Source organism: Streptomyces sp. NBC_01390, assembly GCF_045040105.1.
Lineage (GTDB): Bacteria > Actinomycetota > Actinomycetes > Streptomycetales > Streptomycetaceae > Streptomyces.
This window is the reverse complement of the sequence record NZ_CP109551.1, coordinates 828,640-849,011: the sequence shown is the minus strand read 5'-3', so window position 1 is coordinate 849,011 and position 20,372 is coordinate 828,640. Positions and strand designations below refer to the sequence as shown.

Below are 20,372 nucleotides of genomic sequence, written 5' to 3'. Positions count from 1 at the left end.
AAGCCCGAAGACCGCCTCGCCGGACTGCTTCTCCTCCTTTTTGCCCAAGGGCCGTCGGCGATCCACCGGTTGACCACCGAGGACGTCTAGGTCGGCGTCCAGGAAGTACGTCTCCACCTCGGCGACGCCCCCGTCCAGTTGCCCGAGCCCGTCGCCCACCTCGCCCGCACCGTCGCGGCGAACCGCAAGGACCACGCGACCATCGGCGCCCTGACACCGTCTCGATGGCTCTTCCCCGGCGGACAGCCCGGACGGCCGATCAGCACCACGCAGCTGACACAGCGGCTCAACCGGCTCGGGCTCCGTCCCAATCAGGCCCGCAGCACGGCGCTCTTCCAACTCGCCACCGAGATCCCCGCCGCGATCCTCGCCCGCACCCTGGGCATCCACACCGACGTCGCCGTCGCCTGGCAGCGACTCTCCGCAGGCGACTGGGCCACCTACGCCGCCGAGATCAGCCAGCGGGCGAGGCCGACGTGACGCTCCCGGACGGCCACTCCAGGACCGTCAGCTCGGGCCACTGCTCACGCCACCGCACCGCTTTGCTCTCATAGACCGACCGCGGAGCGAGCACCGGATTCGGACGAACGACGAGGTTGAACACATCCGAAAGCCCGTGCGGCGCATACACACGCCACCGGCCGTCGGCCTCCACACGAACCCCCAGACAGCACGTCGTCGCAGCGAAGCTGTCGATTGCCGCCTCGGCGGAGTCATACGGCGGACACGCCACTCCGAACTTGTCCTCATACCAGAGATGAACCCGTGCCTCGTTCCGGATCTCGACCTCTGCAGGCAGGCCGGCGAAGACCTTCTGCCCGGCCTTGATCACGGCGTTCTCCGCCTCCGAGGACAGATCGCCCTCGTCGAAGTAGAAGACGTCGTAATCCTTGATACCGCTGGTCGGCGGCCTATCCGTGACCACGTTCCACACGGTCTGGAACAAGCACCCTGCCGTCACATACCACCCAGGCAGATCCAACGTCGCAGTCCGCGCCAACACCTCCGTCAGCACATTGTTACGCGACAGCACCGCACGCAGGGAGTCAAGTTGCTCATCGAGAGGAAGTCGGCTGATCACCAACCCTGCCTACCACGACTCGCCCGCCAGCGGCCTCGATCCGCCTCAGAAGACCCTCGCCCCAGAGGCATTCCGACATTTCCAATACCCGACGTCACCATTAGACTTCATGCCGGACAACGGCCAGCGGGGGCGTACCGCGGTGGACGCCTGGCTCGATGGCGGCGCCCCGGATAGAACGGGAGCGGACCTGCGTGCCGTGGAGCCGCTGGGCTTCAGCACGTTCACGAAGCTGGACCTTCCTGCCGACAGTGCGCAGAAGTCCACGGAGCTGCTGGTCTCCGGCGCCCGGTATGGCGATGCGTGGGCGGTCGGCGTCCAGCTCGAACTCGGAGGCGTGCTTTTGGGGGAGATCCGCACCGAGGTGAGCAGCGAACCGGACCGTGCGTTGGCCTCTGCCCTCGCGTGGGTCGAGGAGTACTGTGAGAGCAGTGGACTGGCCGTCACCCAGGCCGAGAACCTGAGCGATCAGTTCCCCTCCGAACTGAGGCCCTTCCAGATTCGCGCACGATTCCTGGTGGTGCCCCGAGCGGGAGTTTCGTGAACTCCCGCTGAAACCCCCTGAGAACCCCCTGGATCGACAAGGGCCACCATCCACACAGGGATGGTGGCCCTCTGCGCTGCTCCGCAATTCAGCGACTCAGTAATGGTTTTTGCAGGTCAGAGGGCGAGTTGCTCTCTGTGGCTCGGCTCATTGCTCGCCTTCACCTGCGAAGGGGTTACTTGTACGTGATGTCGCCGGTCGCGAACTTGCAGTACGTGCCGTCGGGGTTGGAGCCGTTCGTGGGCGGCTCCTTGCCGCTGTTGTTGCCGATGTACTTCTGGCAGGGGACGATCTTCTTGCTGGTGTCCCCGACGATCGTGATGCCCCTCAGGGTGGCGCTGTCGCCGTAGTTGGTGTTGATGCCGGCGAGCTTGCCTCCCTTCCAGGTCGCCTCGATGTTGGTGAGGTTGATGGTCCGCTTGTACTGCGTGGAGCAGTTGCCGCAGGACCGCACGAAGGTGCCGAAGTTCTTCGCCGCGAAGTTGGAGATGTTGAGCGTTCCGGCGCCGTTGAACTGGAACACCTTGTCGCTGGCTTCCTTGGCGCCGCCGCCGGACACCGTGTAGACGTTCGACGACGAGCTGCCCCGGAAGGTCGCGGCGTCCTCGCCGACGTCCTCCCACCACACGTTCTGCAACGTGCAGCTGCCCTTGCAGTGGATGCCGTCGGCCGCCGGGGCGCCGATGATGACGTTCTTGAGGACGGCGCCCGCCGCCAGCTCGAGGATCGGTCCCTGGTCCTCGTCCTGGTTGTCGGAGCCGAGGTCCCCGGTGCCGTACAGGCGCTTCATCCCGTAGTCCTTGGTGCCGGAGACCGCGATGGTCGCCGAGACGCCCTGGCTGCCGTTGGCGGTCGGCCAGGTCGCGGCACTCGCCGGGGAGAACGCACCGCTGGTCATGATCATGCCAAGCGAAAGGCTGAGAGTGGCCAGGGTGCCGGTCAGCGCGCGCCCGCGCGCGCGTGGACGTGTTGCGGAAGTCATGTCCCGTTGCCTTCTTCCGGTCGGTCGTGCGGTGTGGGGAGTCGTCAGAGCTTTCCGGCGCCCGCGCCGGACGTCACCGAGGCGACGACGGTCGAGGCCGGCTCCGCGGTGTAGCTGTACGGAGGGGTGGTGAACGTGCCGACCCGCGAGACCTCTGTGGCGGCTCCGCCGAGGTCGTTGCCGCGCAGGTTGGCGTATCCGTCGATGTCGCTGTTGCGGCTCGTGGTCACCGCGACCGGCGTCGAACGGAAGACGTTGTTCTCGACGAGCATCTGGGCGCCCATCCGTGAGTGCACGGCGGTCTCGGCACCCTGGACGTAGTTGTCGTAGAAGTGGCCGGTGCCGAACCGCAGGCTGGGGATGCGCGAGTTCACGTTGCTGAAGTGGTTGTGGTGGTACGTCACCTTCAGATGGCCGGTGTCCTCGGACGCGTTCTTGTCGCTGTGGCCGACGAGTGAGCCCTTGAAGTGGTCCTTGAAGGTGTTCCAGGACACCGTCACGTTGTCGGAACCGTGGTTGATGTCCAGCAGGCCGTCGTAGTAGTCCTTGTCGTGAGTGCGGTCCGCGGAGAAGGAGTTGTGGTCGATCCACACCTTCGTGGACTCCTGGACGGTCACGCCGTCGGACGGTGCGAGCGGCTTGCTGATGTTGAGATTGCGGACGACGACGTTCGTCTCCTCCTTGATCCTGAGGCCGCCCCCGGTGAAACCGGAGGACGAACCGACGCCCAGGACCGTGGTGTTGGAGCCGAGGTCGACCTGACCGCTCAGCGTGATCAGACCGCTCACCCGCACGACCTTCGCCGCGTTGCCCGTGACGGCCGTCCTGAAGGCGGCGAGCGTCGTCACGGTGACGGGGTTGGCGCTGCCGCCGCCGGTCGTTCCCGCGCCGAATCCGATGGGCGCGTTCTCGGCGGCGCCGGCCGTCTGGGGGACGGTCAGCACGGTGGCGGCCGCGAGAGCGGTGGCCGCGGCCGCCACCGCCACAGATCTTTGCGTTTGTGTACGTGGGGGGTGTTTACGCATGCGGGTGCGTCCCTTCGGGAGGGCTGGCTGATCGAGGGGGTGATCAGCTATGTGAACAAAATTCACCATGTTGTACGTCACGTGGTGCGCTGCCCGTGACTCGATGGGGCGGCGACGGAGGGCCCGAAGTGGGGGGACGTCGACACTTCAGGGAGTGCACGTCCCTGAGTGCGTGCGCTTCGGGCCGTCTCGTCGAATGGGGATCGACATCGATGGGTCACATCGATGAACGGAAGGTAGGGGGTAAGCGCTTTCTGGTCAACGCTTTGCGCGCAATGCGTTTCCCTCGGCTCCGCAACCGCTGGTCAGCGAATGTTTTCGATGTGTGGGAGCGCTTCCATGGGGGCCATGCTCATGCCACGATGCGGGCGGGCAGCCCCGCGGAGCGGGACTTCGACTTCCGCCACGCGTCACCCCACGAGCCGTGATCAGGAAGGGACAAGGACGTGTCCACCACTGTCGGCACCATCGCGAGACGACCGCTGCGCTCGGCGCTCGTCGCGCTTCTCGCAGGCCTGCTGCCGTTACTCGCGGCAACATTTCTCACCGCGCCCGCTGCGGCGGCCCGTACGGAGCCGGCGGCGGCCCCTGCCGCGGCGGCCGCCGCGCTCACCGAGGTGACGAACTTCGGGACCAACCCGAGCAACCTGCAGATGTACGTGTACGTGCCGGACAGCGTCACCACGCGCCCGGCGGTTCTGGTGGCCGTGCACTGGTGCACCGGCTCCGGCCCCGTGTTCTACTCCAACACCGAGTACGCCTCGCTGGCCGACCGCTACGGCTTCATCGTGATCTACCCGTCCGTCACTCGCAGCAGCAAGTGCTTCGACGTGTCCTCGCCGCAGGCGCTCACCCGGGGCGGCGGCAGCGACCCGGTGGGCATCAGGTCCATGGTCGACTGGGTCACCCGGACCTACAACGCGGACACCAGCAGGGTCTTCGCCACCGGGGTCTCCTCCGGCGCGATGATGACCAACGTCCTGCTCGGCGACTACCCGGACGTCTTCGCGGGCGGTTCCGCCTTCGCGGGCGTACCGTTCGGCTGCTTCGCCACCACCAACGGCTCGGAGTGGAACAGCGAGTGCGCCCAGGGGACGGTGACCCACACCCCGCAGGAGTGGGGCAACCTGGTGCGCAACGCCTACCCCGGCTACACCGGCGCCCGACCGCGCATGCAGCTCTGGCACGGCACCGAGGACGACACCCTGCGCTACCCCAACTTCGGGGAGGAGATCAAGCAGTGGACCAATGTGCAGGGGCTCACCCAGACGCCGTCCGCGACCGACTCGCCCCAGTCCGGCTGGACCCGCACCCGCTACGGCGCCACCGGTGACAAGGCGCCCGTCGAGGCCGTCAGCGTCCAGGGTGTCGGCCACAACCTGATCACCACCGGCATGGCCGCCCGCGTGATCACCTTCTTCGGCCTGGACAGCGGCGGCACCGTGCCCCCGCCCCCGGCCGGCGCCTGCAAGGTGGCGGTCACGACCAACGCCTGGAACACCGGGCTGACCGCGTCCGTGACCATCACCAACAACACCACGACGGCCGTGAACGGCTGGAAACTGGGCTTCACCCTGCCCTCCGGACAGACCATCACGTCCGGCTGGAGCGCCATCTTCGCGCCCTCCTCCGGCACGGTGACCGCCACCAATGTCACCTACAACGCGGCCATCGCGCCCGGCGCGAGTGTCGGCTTCGGCTACCAGGCGAGCCACACGGGCAACAGTGCCGCGCCGTCCGGATTCACGCTCAACGGAACGGCCTGCACGGCCGGTTGAGCCCCCCTGTGCCGGGTGCGTGCCACGAGCGCGCACCCGGTCACCCCGCTCCGCACGATCCGAAGAAGCCCGTCAGGACAGAAGAAGCCCGTCAGGACAGAGGAAGGCACCCGGCCCGTGAAGTCGCCCCGCCTCGCGCAGTCGCCCCGGCCCGAGCGGCCGTCCACCGGAGCAGCACTCGCCTACCTGGTCGCCACCTGCGTGTTCGTGCTGGCCGTCACCGTGGCGTCCTCCGCCGTGGTGGCCCTGGTCAGAAGCCCACAGCCGACGGTCGCCGGCCCGGCCCGGTCCGCCCCGCACTGGGTCGACACCTGGACGTCGATGCCGCAGCTCACCGAGCCCGGCAACATGCCCCCCGCGCCCTTCACCGGGGAGCGCGCCGTCCTCGTCGACACCACCCTGCGCCAGACCGTGCGGGTCTCCACCGGCGGTGAGCGCATCCGGCTGCGCTTCTCCAACGCCTTCGGCACCACCCCGCTGCCCCTGACCGCCGTGACGGTCGCTCTCCCCCTGGAAGGCCGGGCCGGAGTCAGCGCCGTCGAACCCGGCACCCTGCGCGAGGTGACGTTCGCCGGACGCCGGACCACCACCGTCCCCGCCGGGGCACAGGTCGTCTCCGACCCGCTGGACTTCGGGCTGCGTCCCGCGACCAACCTGACCGTGACGACGTACCTCTCCGGCGGCCAGACCTCGCTCGCGCTCACCTCGCACCCGGGCTCGCGCACCACCTCGTACCTGCGCTCCGGCGACGGCACGGGCGAGCAGGATCTGCCCGGGGCCACCCCGGTCAACCACTGGTACCTGCTCAGCGACGTCGAGGTGCTCTCCCGGCCGGACGCGCGTGCCGTCGCCGTGCTGGGAGACTCGCTGTCCGACGGCCGGGGCTCCACGACCAACGGCAACAACCGCTGGCCCGACCAGCTCCTGGACCGGCTCAGGGGCCTTCCCGGCGGCGGCCGGATCGCCGTACTCAATCAGGCCGCGGGCGGCAACCGGGTCCTCAACGACGGCCTCGGACCGAACGCCCTCGCCCGGCTCGACCGGGACGTCCTGGCCCACAGCGGGGTCTCCTGGCTGATGGTCTTCGAGGGCGTCAACGACATCGGCACCGCCGAGGCCACCCCGGCCGCTCAGCAGCGCGTCACCGACGACCTCATCGCCGCGTACCAGCAGATCGTCGTCCGCGCGCACGCCCAGGGCATCCGCGTCTACGGAGCCACACTCACCCCCTTCCGCGGCAACACGCCGTACGACGATCCGGCCGGCCTGCGCGAGACGACCCGGCAGGCCGTGAACGCCTGGATCCGCACCGGTGGCGCCTTCGACGCCGTCGTCGACTTCGACCGGGCGGTCCGCGACCCGGCCGATCCGGGCCGGCTGCGCGCCGACCTGCACGACGGGGACTGGCTGCATCTCAACCCCGAGGGGTACCGCACGCTGGCCGCCGCCGTTCCCACGCGCTGGTTCGGGAAGAGCTGATCCCGGGTTGAGACCGGCCACCAATGCCCTCATTCTTGGGCATATGGTGAATGGGCCGCGCGAGCAACAGCGGGTGGTCCCGGCTGGTGACGCGCTGGCGGTGATTGACGCGCGGGGCACTCTCACGGGCTGGAGCGAGGGTGCCCGCAGGCTCACCGGACACACCGCCGCCGAGGTCACCGGCCGCCCGGCGGGGGACCTGGCGACCGGCGACCCGCGCGCGGTCTGGCGGGAACTGCGCACCTCCGGCGCCGCCGTCGTGGGCGTACGGCACCGCGACGGGCGGAGTGTGGAGCTGGCGCTGCGGCTGTGTCCCGTCGTGGGGTCGCGGCGGGCGTACGTCGTCACGGCGGCGCCCGACGACGCCGGGCGGGCCCTGGCCGAGCTGGCGTTCCGGCAGGCCTCGGTGTCGATGTCCGTCTTCGACACCGAGCAGCGGTATCTGCGGATGAACGACACGGCCTGTGCCGTCATGGGGCAGCCCGAGGCCGCGTTCCTGCACCGCTACTTCCCCGACACCGTCGAGGACGCCGAACACAGCCGGGGCTTCCTGCGCCATCTGGAGATCGTGGCGGAGACCGGGCGGCCGGTCCACTACGAGAGCTGGACCCGGTCACCCTCGGGGCGGCGCATGCACGCATGGAACTTCGAGATGTGGCCGTTGCGCAGTCCGGCCGACGAACTGCTCGGCGTCGCCCTCGCCGGCTTCGACAGCAGCGAGCAGCACTGGGCGCGGCAGCGGCTGGCCATGCTGAACGAGGCCGCCGCGGGCATCGGCACCCGGCTCGACGTCGTACAGACCGCCCGGGAACTCGCCGAACTGGTGGTGCCCCGGCTCGCCGACTTCGCCAGCGTGGACCTGCTGGACTCGGTGCTCCAGGGCGACGAACCGACGGGCGGGCAGGTGGAGGCCGGCGTGGAGCTGCGCCGGGTGGCCCACCACTCGCTCACGGCCGGGGTGCCTGAGGCGGCGATCGGACTCGGCGCGGCGGACGTCTACCCGGCGTACGCGCCGCCCGCCCGCGCGCTGGCCACCGGCCTGCCCGTCCTCGCCCGCACCGGTGACCCGGACCTCGACCGCTGGTTCGGCCGGCACACGGCCCGCTCGGCGAAACTGCGCGGCGACGACGGTACGGACAGCCACGACCTCTCACTGATGGCCGTACCGCTGACGGCACGCGGTACGACGCTGGGCGTGGCCGTGTTCGTGCGGCTCCTGACGCCCGAGAAGCCCGACGCGTTCGACGAGGACGACGAGTCGCTGGCCCGGGAACTGGTCAGCCGCGCGGCCGTGTGCGTGGACAACGCCCGCCGCTACACCCGCGAGCGCACCACCGCCCTGGCCCTCCAGCGCAGCCTGCTGCCCCAGACGGTGGCCGGCCAGGCGGCCGTCGAGTCCGCCTCCCGCTATCTGCCAGCGCTGTCCCAGGCGGGCGTCGGCGGCGACTGGTTCGACGTGATCCCGCTGTCCGGGACCCGGGTGGCGCTGGTCGTCGGGGACGTCGTCGGCCACGGTCTGCACGCCTCGGTGACCATGGGCAGGCTCCGGACGGCGGTCTGGACACTGGCGGACGTCGATCTGCCGCCCGACGAACTGCTCACCCACCTCGACGACCTGGTCGGCCATCTCGGGACGGACGAGAGCGGCGAGTCCGGCGAGATCGGCGCGACCTGTCTGTACGCCGTCTACGACCCGGTGTCCCGGCGCTGCACGCTTGCCGCCGCCGGGCATCCGCCGCCCGTCGTCCGGTATCCCGACGGCCGGGTCGAGGTGGTGCAGGTGAGCGCCGGTCCCATGCTCGGGGTCGGCGGGCTGCCGTTCGAGGCGACCGAGCTGGAGCTGCCCGAGGGCGCTGTGCTGGCCCTCTACACGGACGGTCTGGTGGAGGCCCGCGACCGTGACCTCGACACCGGAACGGCCGCCCTGTGTACGGCACTTGCCGCCCCGGCCGGCAACCTGGAGGAGGTCTGCGACACGGTGCTCGGCGCCCTGCTGCCGCGGACACCGGGCGACGACGTCGCCCTGCTGGTCGCCCGCACCCGTGCCCTGGACGCCGAACAGGTCGCGGTCTGGGACCTGCCCGCCGACCCGGCCGTGGTCGCCGTCGCCCGTAAACACGCCTCCGAGCAGCTGACCCGCTGGGGCCTCGACGAGGCGGCCTTCGTCACGGAACTGGTCGTCAGCGAACTGGTCACCAACGCGATCCGCTACGGCGGCGACCCCATCCAGCTCCGGCTGATCCGCGACCGCACCCTCATCTGCGAGGTCTCCGACGCCAGCAGCACCTCGCCGCATCTGCGCCGGGCGCGCACCTTCGACGAGGGCGGACGCGGCCTCCTCCTGGTCGCCCAGCTCACCGACCGCTGGGGCACCCGCCCCACAGGCACGGGCAAGACCATCTGGGCGGAACAGGAACTCCCGCCGACTCCCTGAACCCCGCGCCGGGACGACCTAGACGATCTCTTCCCGGGGCTTCTCGACAGCGGGCCGTCCGCCGTCGTCGTCCGCCTCGGTACTGTCGCCGCTGGCTGAACCGCCCTTCCCCGCAAGGTGGTTGAAGAGCAGGTTCAGTACGATCGCCGTCAGACAGCCCGCGCTGATCCCGCTGTTCATCACCGTCTGGAACCAGTCCGGGAACTTCGCGTACACCGTCGGCACACCGACGGGCAGCATGCCCACGGCCACCGAGACGGCCACGACCGTCAGATTGTGGTTGTCCTTGAACTCGACGGCGGCGAGCGTACGCAGCCCGCTCGCGGCGACCGTCCCGAACATCACCAGCCCCGCACCGCCCAGCACCGGCGCCGGTATGGCCGCGACCACCGCGCCGAGCTTGGGCAGCAGACCGAGCAGTACGAGGATGCCGCCCGCGGCTGCCACGACCCAGCGGCTGCGCACCCGGGTCATCCCGACGAGGCCCACGTTCTGCGCGTACGCCGTGTAAGGGAAGGTGTTGAAGACGCCGCCCAGGACGGTGGAGAAGCCGTCCGCGCGCAGCCCGTCGGCCAGCGAGCGAGGCTCGACCTTCCGGCCGGTCATCTCGCCGACCGCGATCAGGTCACCGGTCGTCTCGGTCATCGTCACCAGGGCCACCACCAGCATCGAGATGATCGCCGACGCCTCGAAGGTGGGCGCCCCGAAGTGGAACGGCGTACTGATGCCGACCCAGTCGGCGTCCCCGACCCCGTCGAATTCCGTGAAGCCGAAGGGCACGGCCACGGCCAGCCCCACCACGATGCCGGTCAGTACCGCGATCCGGCTCAGGAACACCGGCGCGAACCGCTGTACACCGAGCACCACGACCAGGACGAAGGCGGCCAGCGCCAGGTTCTTCGGCTCGCCGAACTCCGCCGAACCCACCCCGCCGGCCGCCCAGTTGCCCGCCACCGGCAGCAGCGACAGCCCGATGATCAGGATCACGGTCCCGGTCACCAGCGGCGGGAAGAAGCGCAGCAGCCGTCCGAAGACCGGCGCCAGCAGCATGATCGCGAGCCCGGCGACGATCACGGAGCCGTAGATGGCGGGGAGCCCGCCGCCCGTCGTACCGATGAGGACCATCGGCGACACGGCCGCGAAGGTGCACCCCTGCATGATCGGCAGCCGGACGCCGAAGCGCCAGAAACCCACGCACTGGATGAGCGTCGCGATCCCGCACACCAGCAGGTCCGCGGTGATCAGATACGCCAGGTCGGCGGGTGACAGCTTCATCGCGCCGCCGACGATCAGGGGCACGGCCACGGCTCCCGCGTACATCGCGAGCACGTGCTGCAGACCGAAGGCGGCGAGCTGCCGCACGGGTGGGACCTCGTCGACGGGATGTACGGGTGGGGGAGAGGTGACGGCCATGGGCACTCCAGGGGCGGCAGGCGAGCGGGCGTCCGGACTCGACGAGACCGTAAGGGGCTTGAACAGATTGTTGATTACTGACCTGTTGCCGGTGTGTGTCACGCCCCCGGAAGGGGTGTCACGTCCGAGGCGCCTTCCGCCCGCGCCGCCGCCATGAGCGACTCCCAGTCGGGGAGCTTCACGGTGCTTCGCCCCAGCGTGGCGCCCAGTTCCGCCTCGGCCCGCTCGATGGCCTGCCAGCCCGTCCACCCGACCGGCCGGAACCCCTCCGCGTGCAGTGCGGTCAGCGGGTCCTCGGTCCTCTCCCGCCGTACGAGCACGGCCGCGTCCGCCAGCAGGGAGGTCGCCGTCTCCTTGGCGCAGGGCCGGTTGGTGCCGATGACGCCGGTCGGGCCGCGCTTGATCCAGCCGGCCACGTACTCGCCAACCGCGGGGCGCCCGGCGCGCAGGACCCGGCCCGCGAGATGGGGCACGGTGCCGAGGGCCTCGTCGAACGGCAGCCCGTCGAGGGGGACCCCGCGATAGCCGACCGAGCGGAGCACGAGCTGCGCCTCGATGTCCTCGTACCGCCCTGTCCCTGTCACGCCGCCGTTCCCGTCCGGCGCCGTCCGCTCGAAACGCACCGCACCGACCCGGTCCCCGGCGGCGAGCAACTCGACCGGGCGACGGAAGAAACGCAGCCGGATGCGCCGGGTGGCGTCCGTGGCGGGCAGGGCGGCCCATGTGCGGAGCGCCTCCACGTTCCGGCGCTGTACGGCGGGCAGGGCGGACGGGTCGGCGTACGCCGGATCGACCGTCAACTCGGCCTCGTCCACGACGACTCGAGTGTCCGGCAGTGAACCCAGCTCGCGCAGCTCCTTGGTCGTGAAGCGGGCCTGCGAGGGGCCGCGCCGACCGACCATGTGGATGTCGGTCACCCTGCTCGCGGACAGCGCGGTGAGCGCCGCCTGCGGCATGTCGGTGGGGCTCAGTTCGGTCGGGCCGCGCGCCAGCATCCGGGCCACGTCCACCGCCACGTTCCCGACACCGATGACCACGGCGGACCGTGCCCCCTGGACGAAGCCGTCGTCGACGGCGTCCGGATGTGCGCTGTACCAGGAAACGAACTCTGTCGCCGACCAGCTGCCCGGCAGTTCCTCGCCGGGAATCCCCAGATGGCGGTCGGTGGCGGCGCCCACGCAGTACACCACCGCGTGGTACAGCTCCCGCAGCCGGGCGACGGGCAGCTCCCCGGGCCCGCGGCCGATCCGGATCCCGCCCAGGAAACGCACCCGCTCGTGCTCCAGAACCGTGCGCAGGTTCTGCTGGAGCGACTTGATCTTCTCGTGGTCCGGCGCCACGCCGTACCGCACCAGCCCGTAGGGCGCCGGCAGCCGGTCGAGGACGTCGACCCGCACCTCCGGATCCTGCTGGACCAGGCTCTGCGCGGTGTAGACCCCGCTCGGACCCGAACCCACGACGGCGACACGCAACACGGCGGAACCCCTCACTGCGGGACGCTGCGGAACTCCCTGTTGCTGACACCTCCAGGATCGCACCCCTGGAGCTGCGCTGACAGGGTGCCGGGCGAGACGGGCGCGCGTGTCCGTTCGTAGTGAAAGTGATGATGCGGTTACGTTCCGTATGTGCTAGAAGCATCCTTTCTTAATCTTTCCGGTCGCTGTCCGACGGAGGGCGCGGTGTCGGTGCGGCCCGCCTGGGAAGTGCGGGAACACGAAGGCTCGGCGGCGACGGCATGGTTCGACGTCCGGCTCGCCTTCACCGACGGCGCCCAGGTCGACCTGCTCGCCGTGGTCCGTGAGGCGGGCGTCTCCATCGAGGACGTACGGGCGCAGCCGGCGCTGTCGCTGGACGATCTGGCGGGGCTCGCCGACTGGATCGAGGGGCCGCTCTTCGACGCGTGCGGAGACGGGCCGGGGGAGGACGCGCGGACCGAGTTCTGCCCGCGGCCGCGTCGCGCCCGGCCGGCCTGGCCGCGCGGTGTCGAGGGGCGCTGGCTGATCGCGGAGGAGTACCGCGCGGCCCAGGAAGAGGGCGCCGACCCCGTTCTCGCCGTGATGTGCGCGACCGGGTACAGCCGTCGCCGATCCCTCCGGCTGATCTCACAGGCCCGCGACGCCGGGTTCCTCTCACCCCGTCATGCCCGGCGCTGAGCGAGGACTTCCGACAGGGGGAGGAGCCCCGACCGGCTCGGCGGCTCCCGGCTACATGCCGCGCATCCTGTTGATCTCGGACGTCTGCTGGGCGATCACGTCGTCCGCCATCTCCTCGATCCGCACGTTGTTGCCCTGTGCCTTCACCTCGGTGGCCATGGTGACGGCCCCCTCGTGATGCGTGATCATCAACGTCAGGAACAGCTCGTCGAACGCCTTCCCCTTGGCCGCGCGCAGCTTGGCGAGCTGCGCCTCGGTGGCCATGCCGGGCATCGCCTCATGGGCATGCGCGGTGGGCTCGCCGTCGCTGCCGGTGTCCTTCAACCAGCCCTGCATGGCGGCGATTTCGGGACCCTGCGCGGCGGCGATGCGCTCGGCCAGTCGCTTCACCGGTGTCGACAGGGCGCGCTTCGGGGCGAGTTCGGAGATCTCGATCGCCTGCGCGTGGTGCTCGATCATCATGCGGGCGTACGAGATGTCCGCCGAGTTGGGCGAGTCGTCCGGCAGTTGTGCCTTGGCCTCCTCGGGGGAGAGCGTTTTCGCCGCCTCACCGGGCAGACCGGGCGCGATCACCGAAGGCCCGGTCGCCTTCGCGGCCCTGGCGCTCGCGTCGGGCGACGGGGTCGAGTCGCAGGCCCCGAGCGCGAGGGTGAGCGCGAGAACGGCCAGGGCCGGGCGAAACGTACGGGACGCACGGCGGACGGGCACAACAGCCTCCTGGGTCAGGTGAGTTGAGGGACACCTCGTGAGTGCTGTGTCCGTCCTAGCACGCTTCCATTCGCCGGTGATCAGAAACTTTCATGACGAATGCGTTGCCTACTGTTGATCGGTGCATGATGAAGACGATACTTCGGAGCACCGTGAACCGTTCTGACCCGAACGGCTACCAGGGAGGAAGCAGTGACCCTGTTAAACGATCCTCGAACGCGGCACAGACGCCTGGGAGTTGTCGCCGCCGCGGCCGGACTCCTGGCCGCGCTGCTGACCGCCGGCCCCGCAGCCGCGACCCCCGACCCGGGGGACGGCCCGACGGTGCCGGAGAAGATCTCCAAGAGCGTGCAGACCCAGGTCAAGGAAGCCCTGGCCGCGGGTGAGATACCCGGGGTGGACGAGATCGTCCACTCCGACAACATCACGCACCTCACGAACGTCCCCAAGGACGCGCTGCCCGGCACCAACTCCGACCTCGCCTTCCAGGGGAAGTACGCCTTCTCCGGGAACTACGACGGCTTCCGAGTCTTCGACATCAGCGACCCGAAGGCCCCGAAGACCGTCGCCCAGGTGCTGTGCCCCGGCGGCCAGAACGACATCTCCGTCTCCGGGAACCTGCTCTTCCTGTCCACCGACTCCTCGCGCAACGACAGCAGTTGCAACAGCGTCTCGCAGCCCGCGACGGAGAAGTCGTCGTGGGAGGGCATGAAGATCTTCGACATCACGGACAAGGCGAACCCGAAGTACGTCGCCGCCGTGGAGACCGACTGCGGCTCGCACACCAACACCATCGTGCCCGAGCGCAAGAACGTCTACATCTACGTCTCCTCGTACTCGCCGAGCGCCACCTTCCCCGACTGTCAGCCGCCGCACGACGGCATCTCGATCATCAAGGTTCCGCGAAAGGCTCCGGAGAAGGCGGCAGTTGTCGGCTTCCCGGTGCTGTTCCCCGGTGAGGGCCCCGACGGTGGCGGCAACCCCGGTTCGCCCACCAACCCGGGCGTCTCCAAGACCACCGGCTGCCACGACATCACCGTGCTGCCCTCCAAGGACCTCGCGGCGGGCGCCTGCATGGGCGACGGCATCCTGTTCTCCATCAAGGACCCGGAGCACCCGAAGATCATCGACCAGGTCCAGGACAACGTGAACTTCGCGTTCTGGCACTCGGCGACCTTCAACCAGAAGGCCAACAAGGTCGTCTTCACCGACGAGTTGGGCGGCGGCGGCGCGGCCACCTGCAACGCGCAGATCGGGCCGAACCGTGGGGCCGACGGCATCTACGACATCGTTGGCAAGGGCGACAAGCGCAAGCTCGTCTTCAAGAGCTACTTCAAGATCCCCCGCTACCAGGCGGACACCGAGGTCTGCGTGGCCCACAACGGCTCGCTGATCCCGGTCAAGGGCAAGGACATCATGGTCCAGGCCTGGTACCAGGGCGGTGTCTCCGTCTGGGACTTCACCAACTCCGCGCAGCCCAAGGAGATCGCCTACTTCGAGCGCGGCCCGGTGACCACCGACCGCGTCACCACCGCCGGCCCGTGGTCGGCGTACTACTACAACGGCTACATCTACTCGAACGACATCGCCAAGGGCTTCGATGTCCTGAAGCTCGACGACCGGCGCACGGATCCGGCCAAGAAGGTCCGGGTGCGCGAGCTGAACGTCCAGACGCAGCCGGACTACTTCGACTGACCGTCGCGACGAACCCGTGACGCGCGTCCCGCTGGGCATCTCGGTGCCCGGCGGGACGCGCGTGTGGGGAAACGCCACCGTGATTTCTCATTGACCGAGAAGCCGCGTGGGGACATGCTGTTACCCCTGCGTTGACATTTTGTCAGCCGACGATGCCGACGCGGCCGGAGCGACCCCTCGCGGGTGGTTCCGGGCGGCCGCCTGTCTGGGGTGACGCGGGGGATCACCTCAGACCGGCGTGCCTCACTCGGAGCGTGGTCTCAGCCGATCAGGTCAAGCACCGGTCGCAGCCCGTCCGGCCGCCGCGACACGGGCAGATGGTCCACGAAGTGCACCGCGCAGCCAAGTTCGGCCGCGCCCCCGTCCGCGTGCCGGTCGTCACCGACCATGAGCACGTCCTGCGGCACGGCGCCGAGCGCGTCACAGGCCACCTTGAACAGGCGCGGGTCCGGCTTCTGGATGCCGTGCTCGTACGACAGGACGTACGCGTCGACATACGGGTCCAGCCCGTGCGCCCGGAACACGGGCCGCAGGTCCCAGCCGATGTTGCTCACCACCCCGACGCGGATCCCGCGCTCCCGCAGCGAGCCCAGCACCTCGACGGCATCGGCGTACGGAGCCCACGCGGCCGGAGTCATGTGCCGCTCGTACAGCGCGTCGTACAACGCCTCGTCGGGCAGCGGCACTTGGCGGGCGAGCCCGGTATACGCGGCCCGGTGCAGCTCGGCGCTCCGGTCGCGGATCTCCCACACGGCCGCGAGATCCGCGGGCAGCCGTTCCGGGGACGCCCCGCCCGGCAGCGCGCCCGCGGACTCCAGCGCCCGGGCGTACCCGCCGAACTCGGGCTCCGGCAGGGCGAGTCCGCGGTCGGCGAGTACAGCGCGCAGCCAGGAGTCGGTGGACTCGATACGGAAGAGGGTCCCGGAGAAGTCGAACAGCACGGCAGCCATGGGCCGGACCTTATCGGGCGAGCTGTTCGGCCTGGGAAGACGCGTCAGTTCAGCGGCGCGGGCACCGGGGTGCCGTAGAACGTCATGGGCGGCCAGCCGCGCGACTCGAGGTAGGTGTTGAGCACGTTCGCGATGTCGATCGGGTCGATCTGGTTCGGGCGGGCGGCGCCGGTCGTGGAGCAGTCCACCTTGAACGAGATGCCCAAGTACCCGTCGGGCTCGCTGTACTCGGCGTTGCGGATGTTGGAGTCGCCGCTGAACTCGGTGTTGTACGGGAACTCGGGCATCGCGGTGGGGTCGTCCGCCGCCGCCTCCGCCTGTGTCGCCGTTCCCAGGGCAGCGCCCGCCGCGGCCGTCCCCGAGTAACCCAGCAGCGAACGTCTCGAAATACTGGACAAGTTGATCCCCGTTTCGACTTCTCTCGATGGCTTGGACGGGTGCCTCCCGCAGCCGCCGTCGATCGTATGTACGGTTCCGGGGTGTTCGGGGCTGAATGCGACCGTCCGCAAGTGGAGGCGTGAACCGCGAGGTCAGGGACGCTCGAGGGCCCGCCCGAACCGCTCGTACGACAGCACGGCCAGCGCCACCACCAGCGCCCCGAGGAGCCATCCGCCGAGCACGTCGGAGGGCCAGTGGACGCCGAGCCAGATCCGGGTCAGGCCGGCACCGAGGACCGAGATCACCGACCCGGTGACCGCCGTACGCCACACGGCTCGTCCGGCGCCGTACCGGCGCAGCAGCCACAGCAGAAGGCCGCACACCACCGTGGCTGTCATGGCGTGCCCGGAGGGGAAGGCCGCGTAGTGCGCGGAGTCGACGGGGTCGGGCCACACGGGGCGGGCGCGGCCGACCGCGGCCTTCAGCGCCTGCTGGAGCACCGTGCCCAGCGCGCAGACGACCGCCAGCCACAGCGCGAGCCCCCACGCCGAGTGCCGCCACACCAGCCACACCGCGACGGCCGCGCACAGCAGGCGCATCGTCAGCGGGTCCCAGACCCAGTCCGTCAGGATCCGGAACGTGTGCGTGAGCCCTGGTTCGTCGACCGCCCAGCGATGGGTGGCCCGCGCGATGTCGCCGTCGAGGGTGATCAGCGGGTGCCAGTCCACCGCGACCAGGGTCAGCAGCAGCACAGAGGCAAGGGCCAGAGCGACGGAGGCGCGGACGGCCCGGTGCTGGACGGGACGCCGGAGCCGGGGGACGGGGTGGGGGGTGCGCATGGGTCGATCCTCGCCGAAATTCCGGGCGGGAGGCCAACCGAGGGGTACGTCGGCGCGTTACCCCAGGGCCCGCAGTCCCGGTGCGAACGCCACCAGGACCGGGATCACCGGCACGAGGGCCGCGGCCGCCGTCAGGCGGAGCCGGCGGCCCGCCGTCAGCCGGTCCGGTGCGGTCAGCAACCGGTGGACGCGCAGCGGGACATGGGCCTGAGGGGTCGGGGTCGGGCCGAACACGCCCCGGTCCTCGTTGAGTTCGACCAGAGCGAGGGCGGTCGTCAGACGGCCGAAGCGCCGGGAGGCCATGTCGTCGGCGGCGAGTTCCACCAGCCGGTGCATCTCGTCCCGGAACGAGGCGAAGACCGGCACCTGCGGAAACCCGTTGGCCAGCGCGCCCGAGCAGTGCAGCAGCCAGTCGTGACGGGCCCGCGCGTGCCCCTGCTCATGGGCGAGCACCGCGTCCAGCTGACGCCCTTTCAGGCGACGCAGGGCGGCCGTGGTGACGACGAGACCGGGTGCGGTTCCGGTCAGCCACCAGGCGTCGGCGCGCTCGCCCTCCAGGACCACCAGCCGGTCGGGCCCGGGCTCCTCACCGGGCAACAGGGGTGCGCGGACGAGGAGTTCGGCGCGCCGCAGCCTGCGCCGACTGCGCGCCCGTACGACCTCGCGGACGAGCATCGCCGCCGTCCACAGCCCGCCGCAGGCGAGCGCCACGGCCGTCGTCGCGGCCCATGGACGGGAGGCGCCCAGGACGTACGCCTCCACGACAGCGTGCGGTGCCGGGGCGAAGACATGGCCGCGCACGGCCAGCCAGGCCGCCGCCGCGCTCAGCGTCATCGACAGCACGCAGCAGATCAGCACGGCCGCCACCACGCACTGCCACACCCACAGGGCGACCACCGGTTCGCGGTCCGGCCAGTCGGCACGGGCGAGCAGCCGCGGAGCGACGACGGCGGTCAGCGCGCCGAGCAGCAACAGTGCCGCGGGGACCATCATGGACGCAGCCTATGAGCGGGGCGGCGCTCAGACCTACGGTCTGTGGCGGCAAAGTGACGCAGACCACGGTTTCGTACAGTCGTACAGTCAGAGCGTGATCAGCATGGCGACCGTCGCGATGCCCATGGAGAGCCTGCAGGCGCGCGCCAGTTCGGGCCGGTCGCCCCAGCCCGGCGAGCCCGTCCGGACCCCGGCGCCGACGGCCAGGACCGGTACGGACACCAGCCGGACGCCGGACAGCAGCACATAGCCGGTGAAGTAGACGAGCAGTGACGCCGTCACCAGGGGGATCCCGGAGCCGCCGGACCCGTGGTGGTGGCCCGGCGCGGCGGCCATCACGGCCGCCATGTAGGCCATGGCGAACGCGCCCATCAGATGGTGCAGATGGTGCCGCCCGGTGCGGGCCGTCCACAGGGCGCGCAGCGCCGCCGTACCGAACACGGCCGTGTACACCAGCCAGGCCCAGCGCGGTGGCGCGAGTACGGCGGCCGGCACGGCCATCGCAGCCATGCCGAAGCCCATCAGCGCCTCGCCGCCCGCGGCCCGGCGCTGCTCCTCGACCCTGCTGCGCATCCGCAGCAGGCAGTACGCGCCGGTCGCCGCGCACAACGCGACCAGCAGCCACCCGGGCGAAGCCGGACCGTGCACACGCACCCTCCCCCTGGACCCCCGAGACCGTCGCTGAAGGGATGCCCGCTCCGGGCGGTGCGCAGACGAGCGCAAGGGTGTACACGGGGGAGCGCGGGCCGGAGCACCGCAGGTCCGGGAGGCCGGACACCGACGTCCGCGGCGACGGTGTACGACGTACGGCCGGCCGGCGGCCCACCGGTCGAACTCATGGGCGGCGAGGGCCTGTCGAAGGCCTCAGACACCGGGCCGGTACCGCAGTGGATGGTCCGCCGGCACCTCCACCAGCACGATCCGCGTGCCGTCCGGGTCCGCGACCCACATCTCGACGAGCCCCCACGGCTCCTTCACCGGCGGCCTGAGGATCTCGACGCCCCGGGACGCCAGCTCGTCGTGCGCGGCCGACACGTCCGACACCTGCAACCACAGCCGTACGGACGGCGACGGGGGCTCGACGGCCAGCCCCGAAAGCTCCAGGAACCCTCCGCCGAGGAAGTAGACGGTGCCCCGCTCCGGTCCCGTCCCGAACTCGCGGTGGACGGCGAGCCCCAGCCGCTCCCCGTAGAAAACCCGCGACCGCTCCGGGTCGAGAGGACGGAGAAGGATCCGGCTGCTCAGTACATGCACCATGCAACCTGAGCCTAGTGGGGTGTCGGTGATCGGCGTTAGTCTGAGCGGCGCCCGCGCCGCCACGGCGGGAGAGACCTGACCTGAGTCGAGATCCCGGAGCACCGCCGCCATGGACACCACCGCCACCGGACCCACCTTCCGCGACGCCACCGAGTCCGACGTCGACGCTCTGGTCGCGCTCATCGAGTCGGCGTACCGGGGAGACGCCAGCCGTGCGGGCTGGACCACCGAGGCGGACATCCTGGAAGGGCAGCGGACCGACCCGGAGGGCGTGCGGGGCGTCATCAAGTCGGCCGACAGCCGGCTGCTGACCGTCGAGATGGACGGCCGGGTGGTCGCCTGCTGCCAGCTCGAACACCGCGGGGACCACGCCTACTTCGGCATGTTCGCGGTCAGCCCGGCCTTCCAGGGCGCGGGCCTCGGCAAGGTGATCATCGCCGAGGCGGAGCGCGCGGCGCGCGAGACCTGGGGCGCGCGGGCGATGCACATGACCGTGATCTCCGTACGGAACGACCTGATCGCCTGGTACGAGCGGCGCGGCTACCGCCGTACGGGAGAGATGAGCCCCTTCCCGTACGGCGACGAGCGGTTCGGCATTCCGCAGCGCGCCGATCTGCAGTTCGAGCTGCTGGTCAAGGAACTGGGCTGAAACCTGGGCGCGCC

At 70.3% G+C, this 20,372-nt stretch carries 20 protein-coding genes; 8 read left to right on the top strand and 12 right to left on the bottom strand.

Annotated elements, in window-relative coordinates; all coding sequences use genetic code 11:
* Positions 1-138 precede the first annotated feature (138 nt).
* Entirely contained in the window at positions 139-480 is a 342-nt protein-coding gene (locus tag OG241_RS03605; protein ID WP_405813625.1) for a hypothetical protein, read from the top strand.
* Here OG241_RS03605 and OG241_RS03600 read toward each other — a convergent pair.
* Positions 455-1,081, bottom strand: a complete 627-nt coding sequence (locus tag OG241_RS03600) for a nucleotidyltransferase family protein (protein WP_405813623.1) — start codon at positions 1,079-1,081, stop codon at positions 455-457. The genes OG241_RS03605 and OG241_RS03600 overlap by 26 nt on opposite strands.
* A 109-nt stretch (positions 1,082-1,190) precedes the next feature.
* On the opposite strand from OG241_RS03600, the gene OG241_RS03595 reads away from it, so the two are divergent.
* Complete coding sequence (locus tag OG241_RS03595; protein ID WP_405813622.1) at positions 1,191-1,625, top strand: hypothetical protein; 435 nt, start codon at positions 1,191-1,193, stop codon at positions 1,623-1,625.
* Between the two features lie 175 nt (positions 1,626-1,800).
* Here OG241_RS03595 and OG241_RS03590 read toward each other — a convergent pair whose 3' ends face one another.
* Both OG241_RS03590 and OG241_RS03585 read right to left on the bottom strand, forming a co-directional pair.
* On the bottom strand, positions 1,801-2,607 hold the full coding sequence (locus OG241_RS03590; protein WP_405813621.1) for a pectate lyase: 807 nt from the start codon (positions 2,605-2,607) through the stop codon (positions 1,801-1,803).
* Between the two features lie 44 nt (positions 2,608-2,651).
* Positions 2,652-3,632 (bottom strand): polysaccharide lyase family 1 protein, encoded by a 981-nt coding sequence (locus OG241_RS03585; RefSeq protein ID WP_405813620.1) that lies wholly within the window; start codon positions 3,630-3,632, stop codon positions 2,652-2,654.
* Positions 3,633-4,078: 446 nt separating this feature from the next.
* On the opposite strand from OG241_RS03585, the gene OG241_RS03580 reads away from it, so the two are divergent.
* From OG241_RS03580 to OG241_RS03570, 3 genes are all read left to right on the top strand, one after another.
* Positions 4,079-5,410, top strand: coding sequence for a PHB depolymerase family esterase (locus OG241_RS03580; protein ID WP_405813619.1), 1,332 nt, complete (start codon positions 4,079-4,081; stop codon positions 5,408-5,410).
* A gap of 186 nt (positions 5,411-5,596) precedes the next feature.
* A complete protein-coding gene (locus OG241_RS03575) occupies positions 5,597-6,889 on the top strand; it encodes an SGNH/GDSL hydrolase family protein (protein WP_405826025.1) in 1,293 nt (430 codons plus the stop codon).
* A 43-nt stretch (positions 6,890-6,932) separates the two neighbouring features.
* Entirely contained in the window at positions 6,933-9,323 is a 2,391-nt protein-coding gene (locus OG241_RS03570; RefSeq protein WP_405813617.1) for a SpoIIE family protein phosphatase, read from the top strand.
* A gap of 18 nt (positions 9,324-9,341) precedes the next feature.
* On the opposite strand, the gene OG241_RS03565 is transcribed toward OG241_RS03570, so the two are convergent.
* Positions 9,342-10,736 carry a nucleobase:cation symporter-2 family protein gene (locus OG241_RS03565; protein WP_405813615.1) on the bottom strand — a complete coding sequence of 465 codons (1,395 nt, stop codon included), beginning with the start codon at positions 10,734-10,736 and terminating at the stop codon, positions 9,342-9,344.
* Between the two features lie 98 nt (positions 10,737-10,834).
* The gene (locus OG241_RS03560) at positions 10,835-12,211 is read right to left on the bottom strand and encodes an FAD-dependent oxidoreductase (protein WP_405813614.1); all 1,377 of its coding nucleotides are present in this window, start codon (positions 12,209-12,211) and stop codon (positions 10,835-10,837) included.
* Positions 12,212-12,415: 204 nt separating this feature from the next.
* Between OG241_RS03560 and OG241_RS03555 the strand changes: the two genes are divergently transcribed.
* A complete protein-coding gene (locus OG241_RS03555) occupies positions 12,416-12,889 on the top strand; it encodes a DUF6214 family protein (protein ID WP_405813613.1) in 474 nt (157 codons plus the stop codon).
* Between the two features lie 51 nt (positions 12,890-12,940).
* Here the strand turns inward: OG241_RS03555 and OG241_RS03550 are convergent, their stop codons facing one another.
* Entirely contained in the window at positions 12,941-13,597 is a 657-nt protein-coding gene (locus OG241_RS03550) for a DUF305 domain-containing protein (protein ID WP_405813611.1), read from the bottom strand.
* A 192-nt stretch (positions 13,598-13,789) separates the two neighbouring features.
* On the opposite strand from OG241_RS03550, the gene OG241_RS03545 reads away from it, so the two are divergent.
* Positions 13,790-15,292: an LVIVD repeat-containing protein gene (locus tag OG241_RS03545; RefSeq protein ID WP_405813610.1), complete on the top strand. Its 1,503-nt coding sequence runs from the start codon at positions 13,790-13,792 to the stop codon at positions 15,290-15,292.
* Between the two features lie 260 nt (positions 15,293-15,552).
* Here the strand turns inward: OG241_RS03545 and OG241_RS03540 are convergent, their stop codons facing one another.
* The 6 genes from OG241_RS03540 to OG241_RS03515 form a co-directional block, all read right to left on the bottom strand.
* Positions 15,553-16,242, bottom strand: a complete 690-nt coding sequence (locus OG241_RS03540) for an HAD family hydrolase (protein WP_405813609.1) — start codon at positions 16,240-16,242, stop codon at positions 15,553-15,555.
* Between the two features lie 44 nt (positions 16,243-16,286).
* On the bottom strand, positions 16,287-16,640 hold the full coding sequence (locus OG241_RS03535; RefSeq protein ID WP_405813608.1) for a twin-arginine translocation signal domain-containing protein: 354 nt from the start codon (positions 16,638-16,640) through the stop codon (positions 16,287-16,289).
* Between the two features lie 132 nt (positions 16,641-16,772).
* Positions 16,773-17,459, bottom strand: a complete 687-nt coding sequence (locus tag OG241_RS03530; RefSeq protein WP_405813607.1) for a phosphatase PAP2 family protein — start codon at positions 17,457-17,459, stop codon at positions 16,773-16,775.
* A gap of 57 nt (positions 17,460-17,516) precedes the next feature.
* On the bottom strand, positions 17,517-18,452 hold the full coding sequence (locus OG241_RS03525) for a M56 family metallopeptidase (RefSeq protein WP_405813605.1): 936 nt from the start codon (positions 18,450-18,452) through the stop codon (positions 17,517-17,519).
* An 87-nt stretch (positions 18,453-18,539) separates the two neighbouring features.
* The gene (locus tag OG241_RS03520; protein WP_405813604.1) at positions 18,540-19,100 is read right to left on the bottom strand and encodes a DUF5134 domain-containing protein; all 561 of its coding nucleotides are present in this window, start codon (positions 19,098-19,100) and stop codon (positions 18,540-18,542) included.
* A 216-nt stretch (positions 19,101-19,316) separates the two neighbouring features.
* Positions 19,317-19,709, bottom strand: coding sequence for a VOC family protein (locus OG241_RS03515; protein ID WP_405813602.1), 393 nt, complete (start codon positions 19,707-19,709; stop codon positions 19,317-19,319).
* A 109-nt stretch (positions 19,710-19,818) separates the two neighbouring features.
* Here OG241_RS03515 and OG241_RS03510 point away from each other — a divergent pair, with 109 nt between their 5' ends.
* Entirely contained in the window at positions 19,819-20,358 is a 540-nt protein-coding gene (locus OG241_RS03510) for a GNAT family N-acetyltransferase (RefSeq protein WP_405813601.1), read from the top strand.
* Positions 20,359-20,372: the final 14 nt, after the last annotated feature.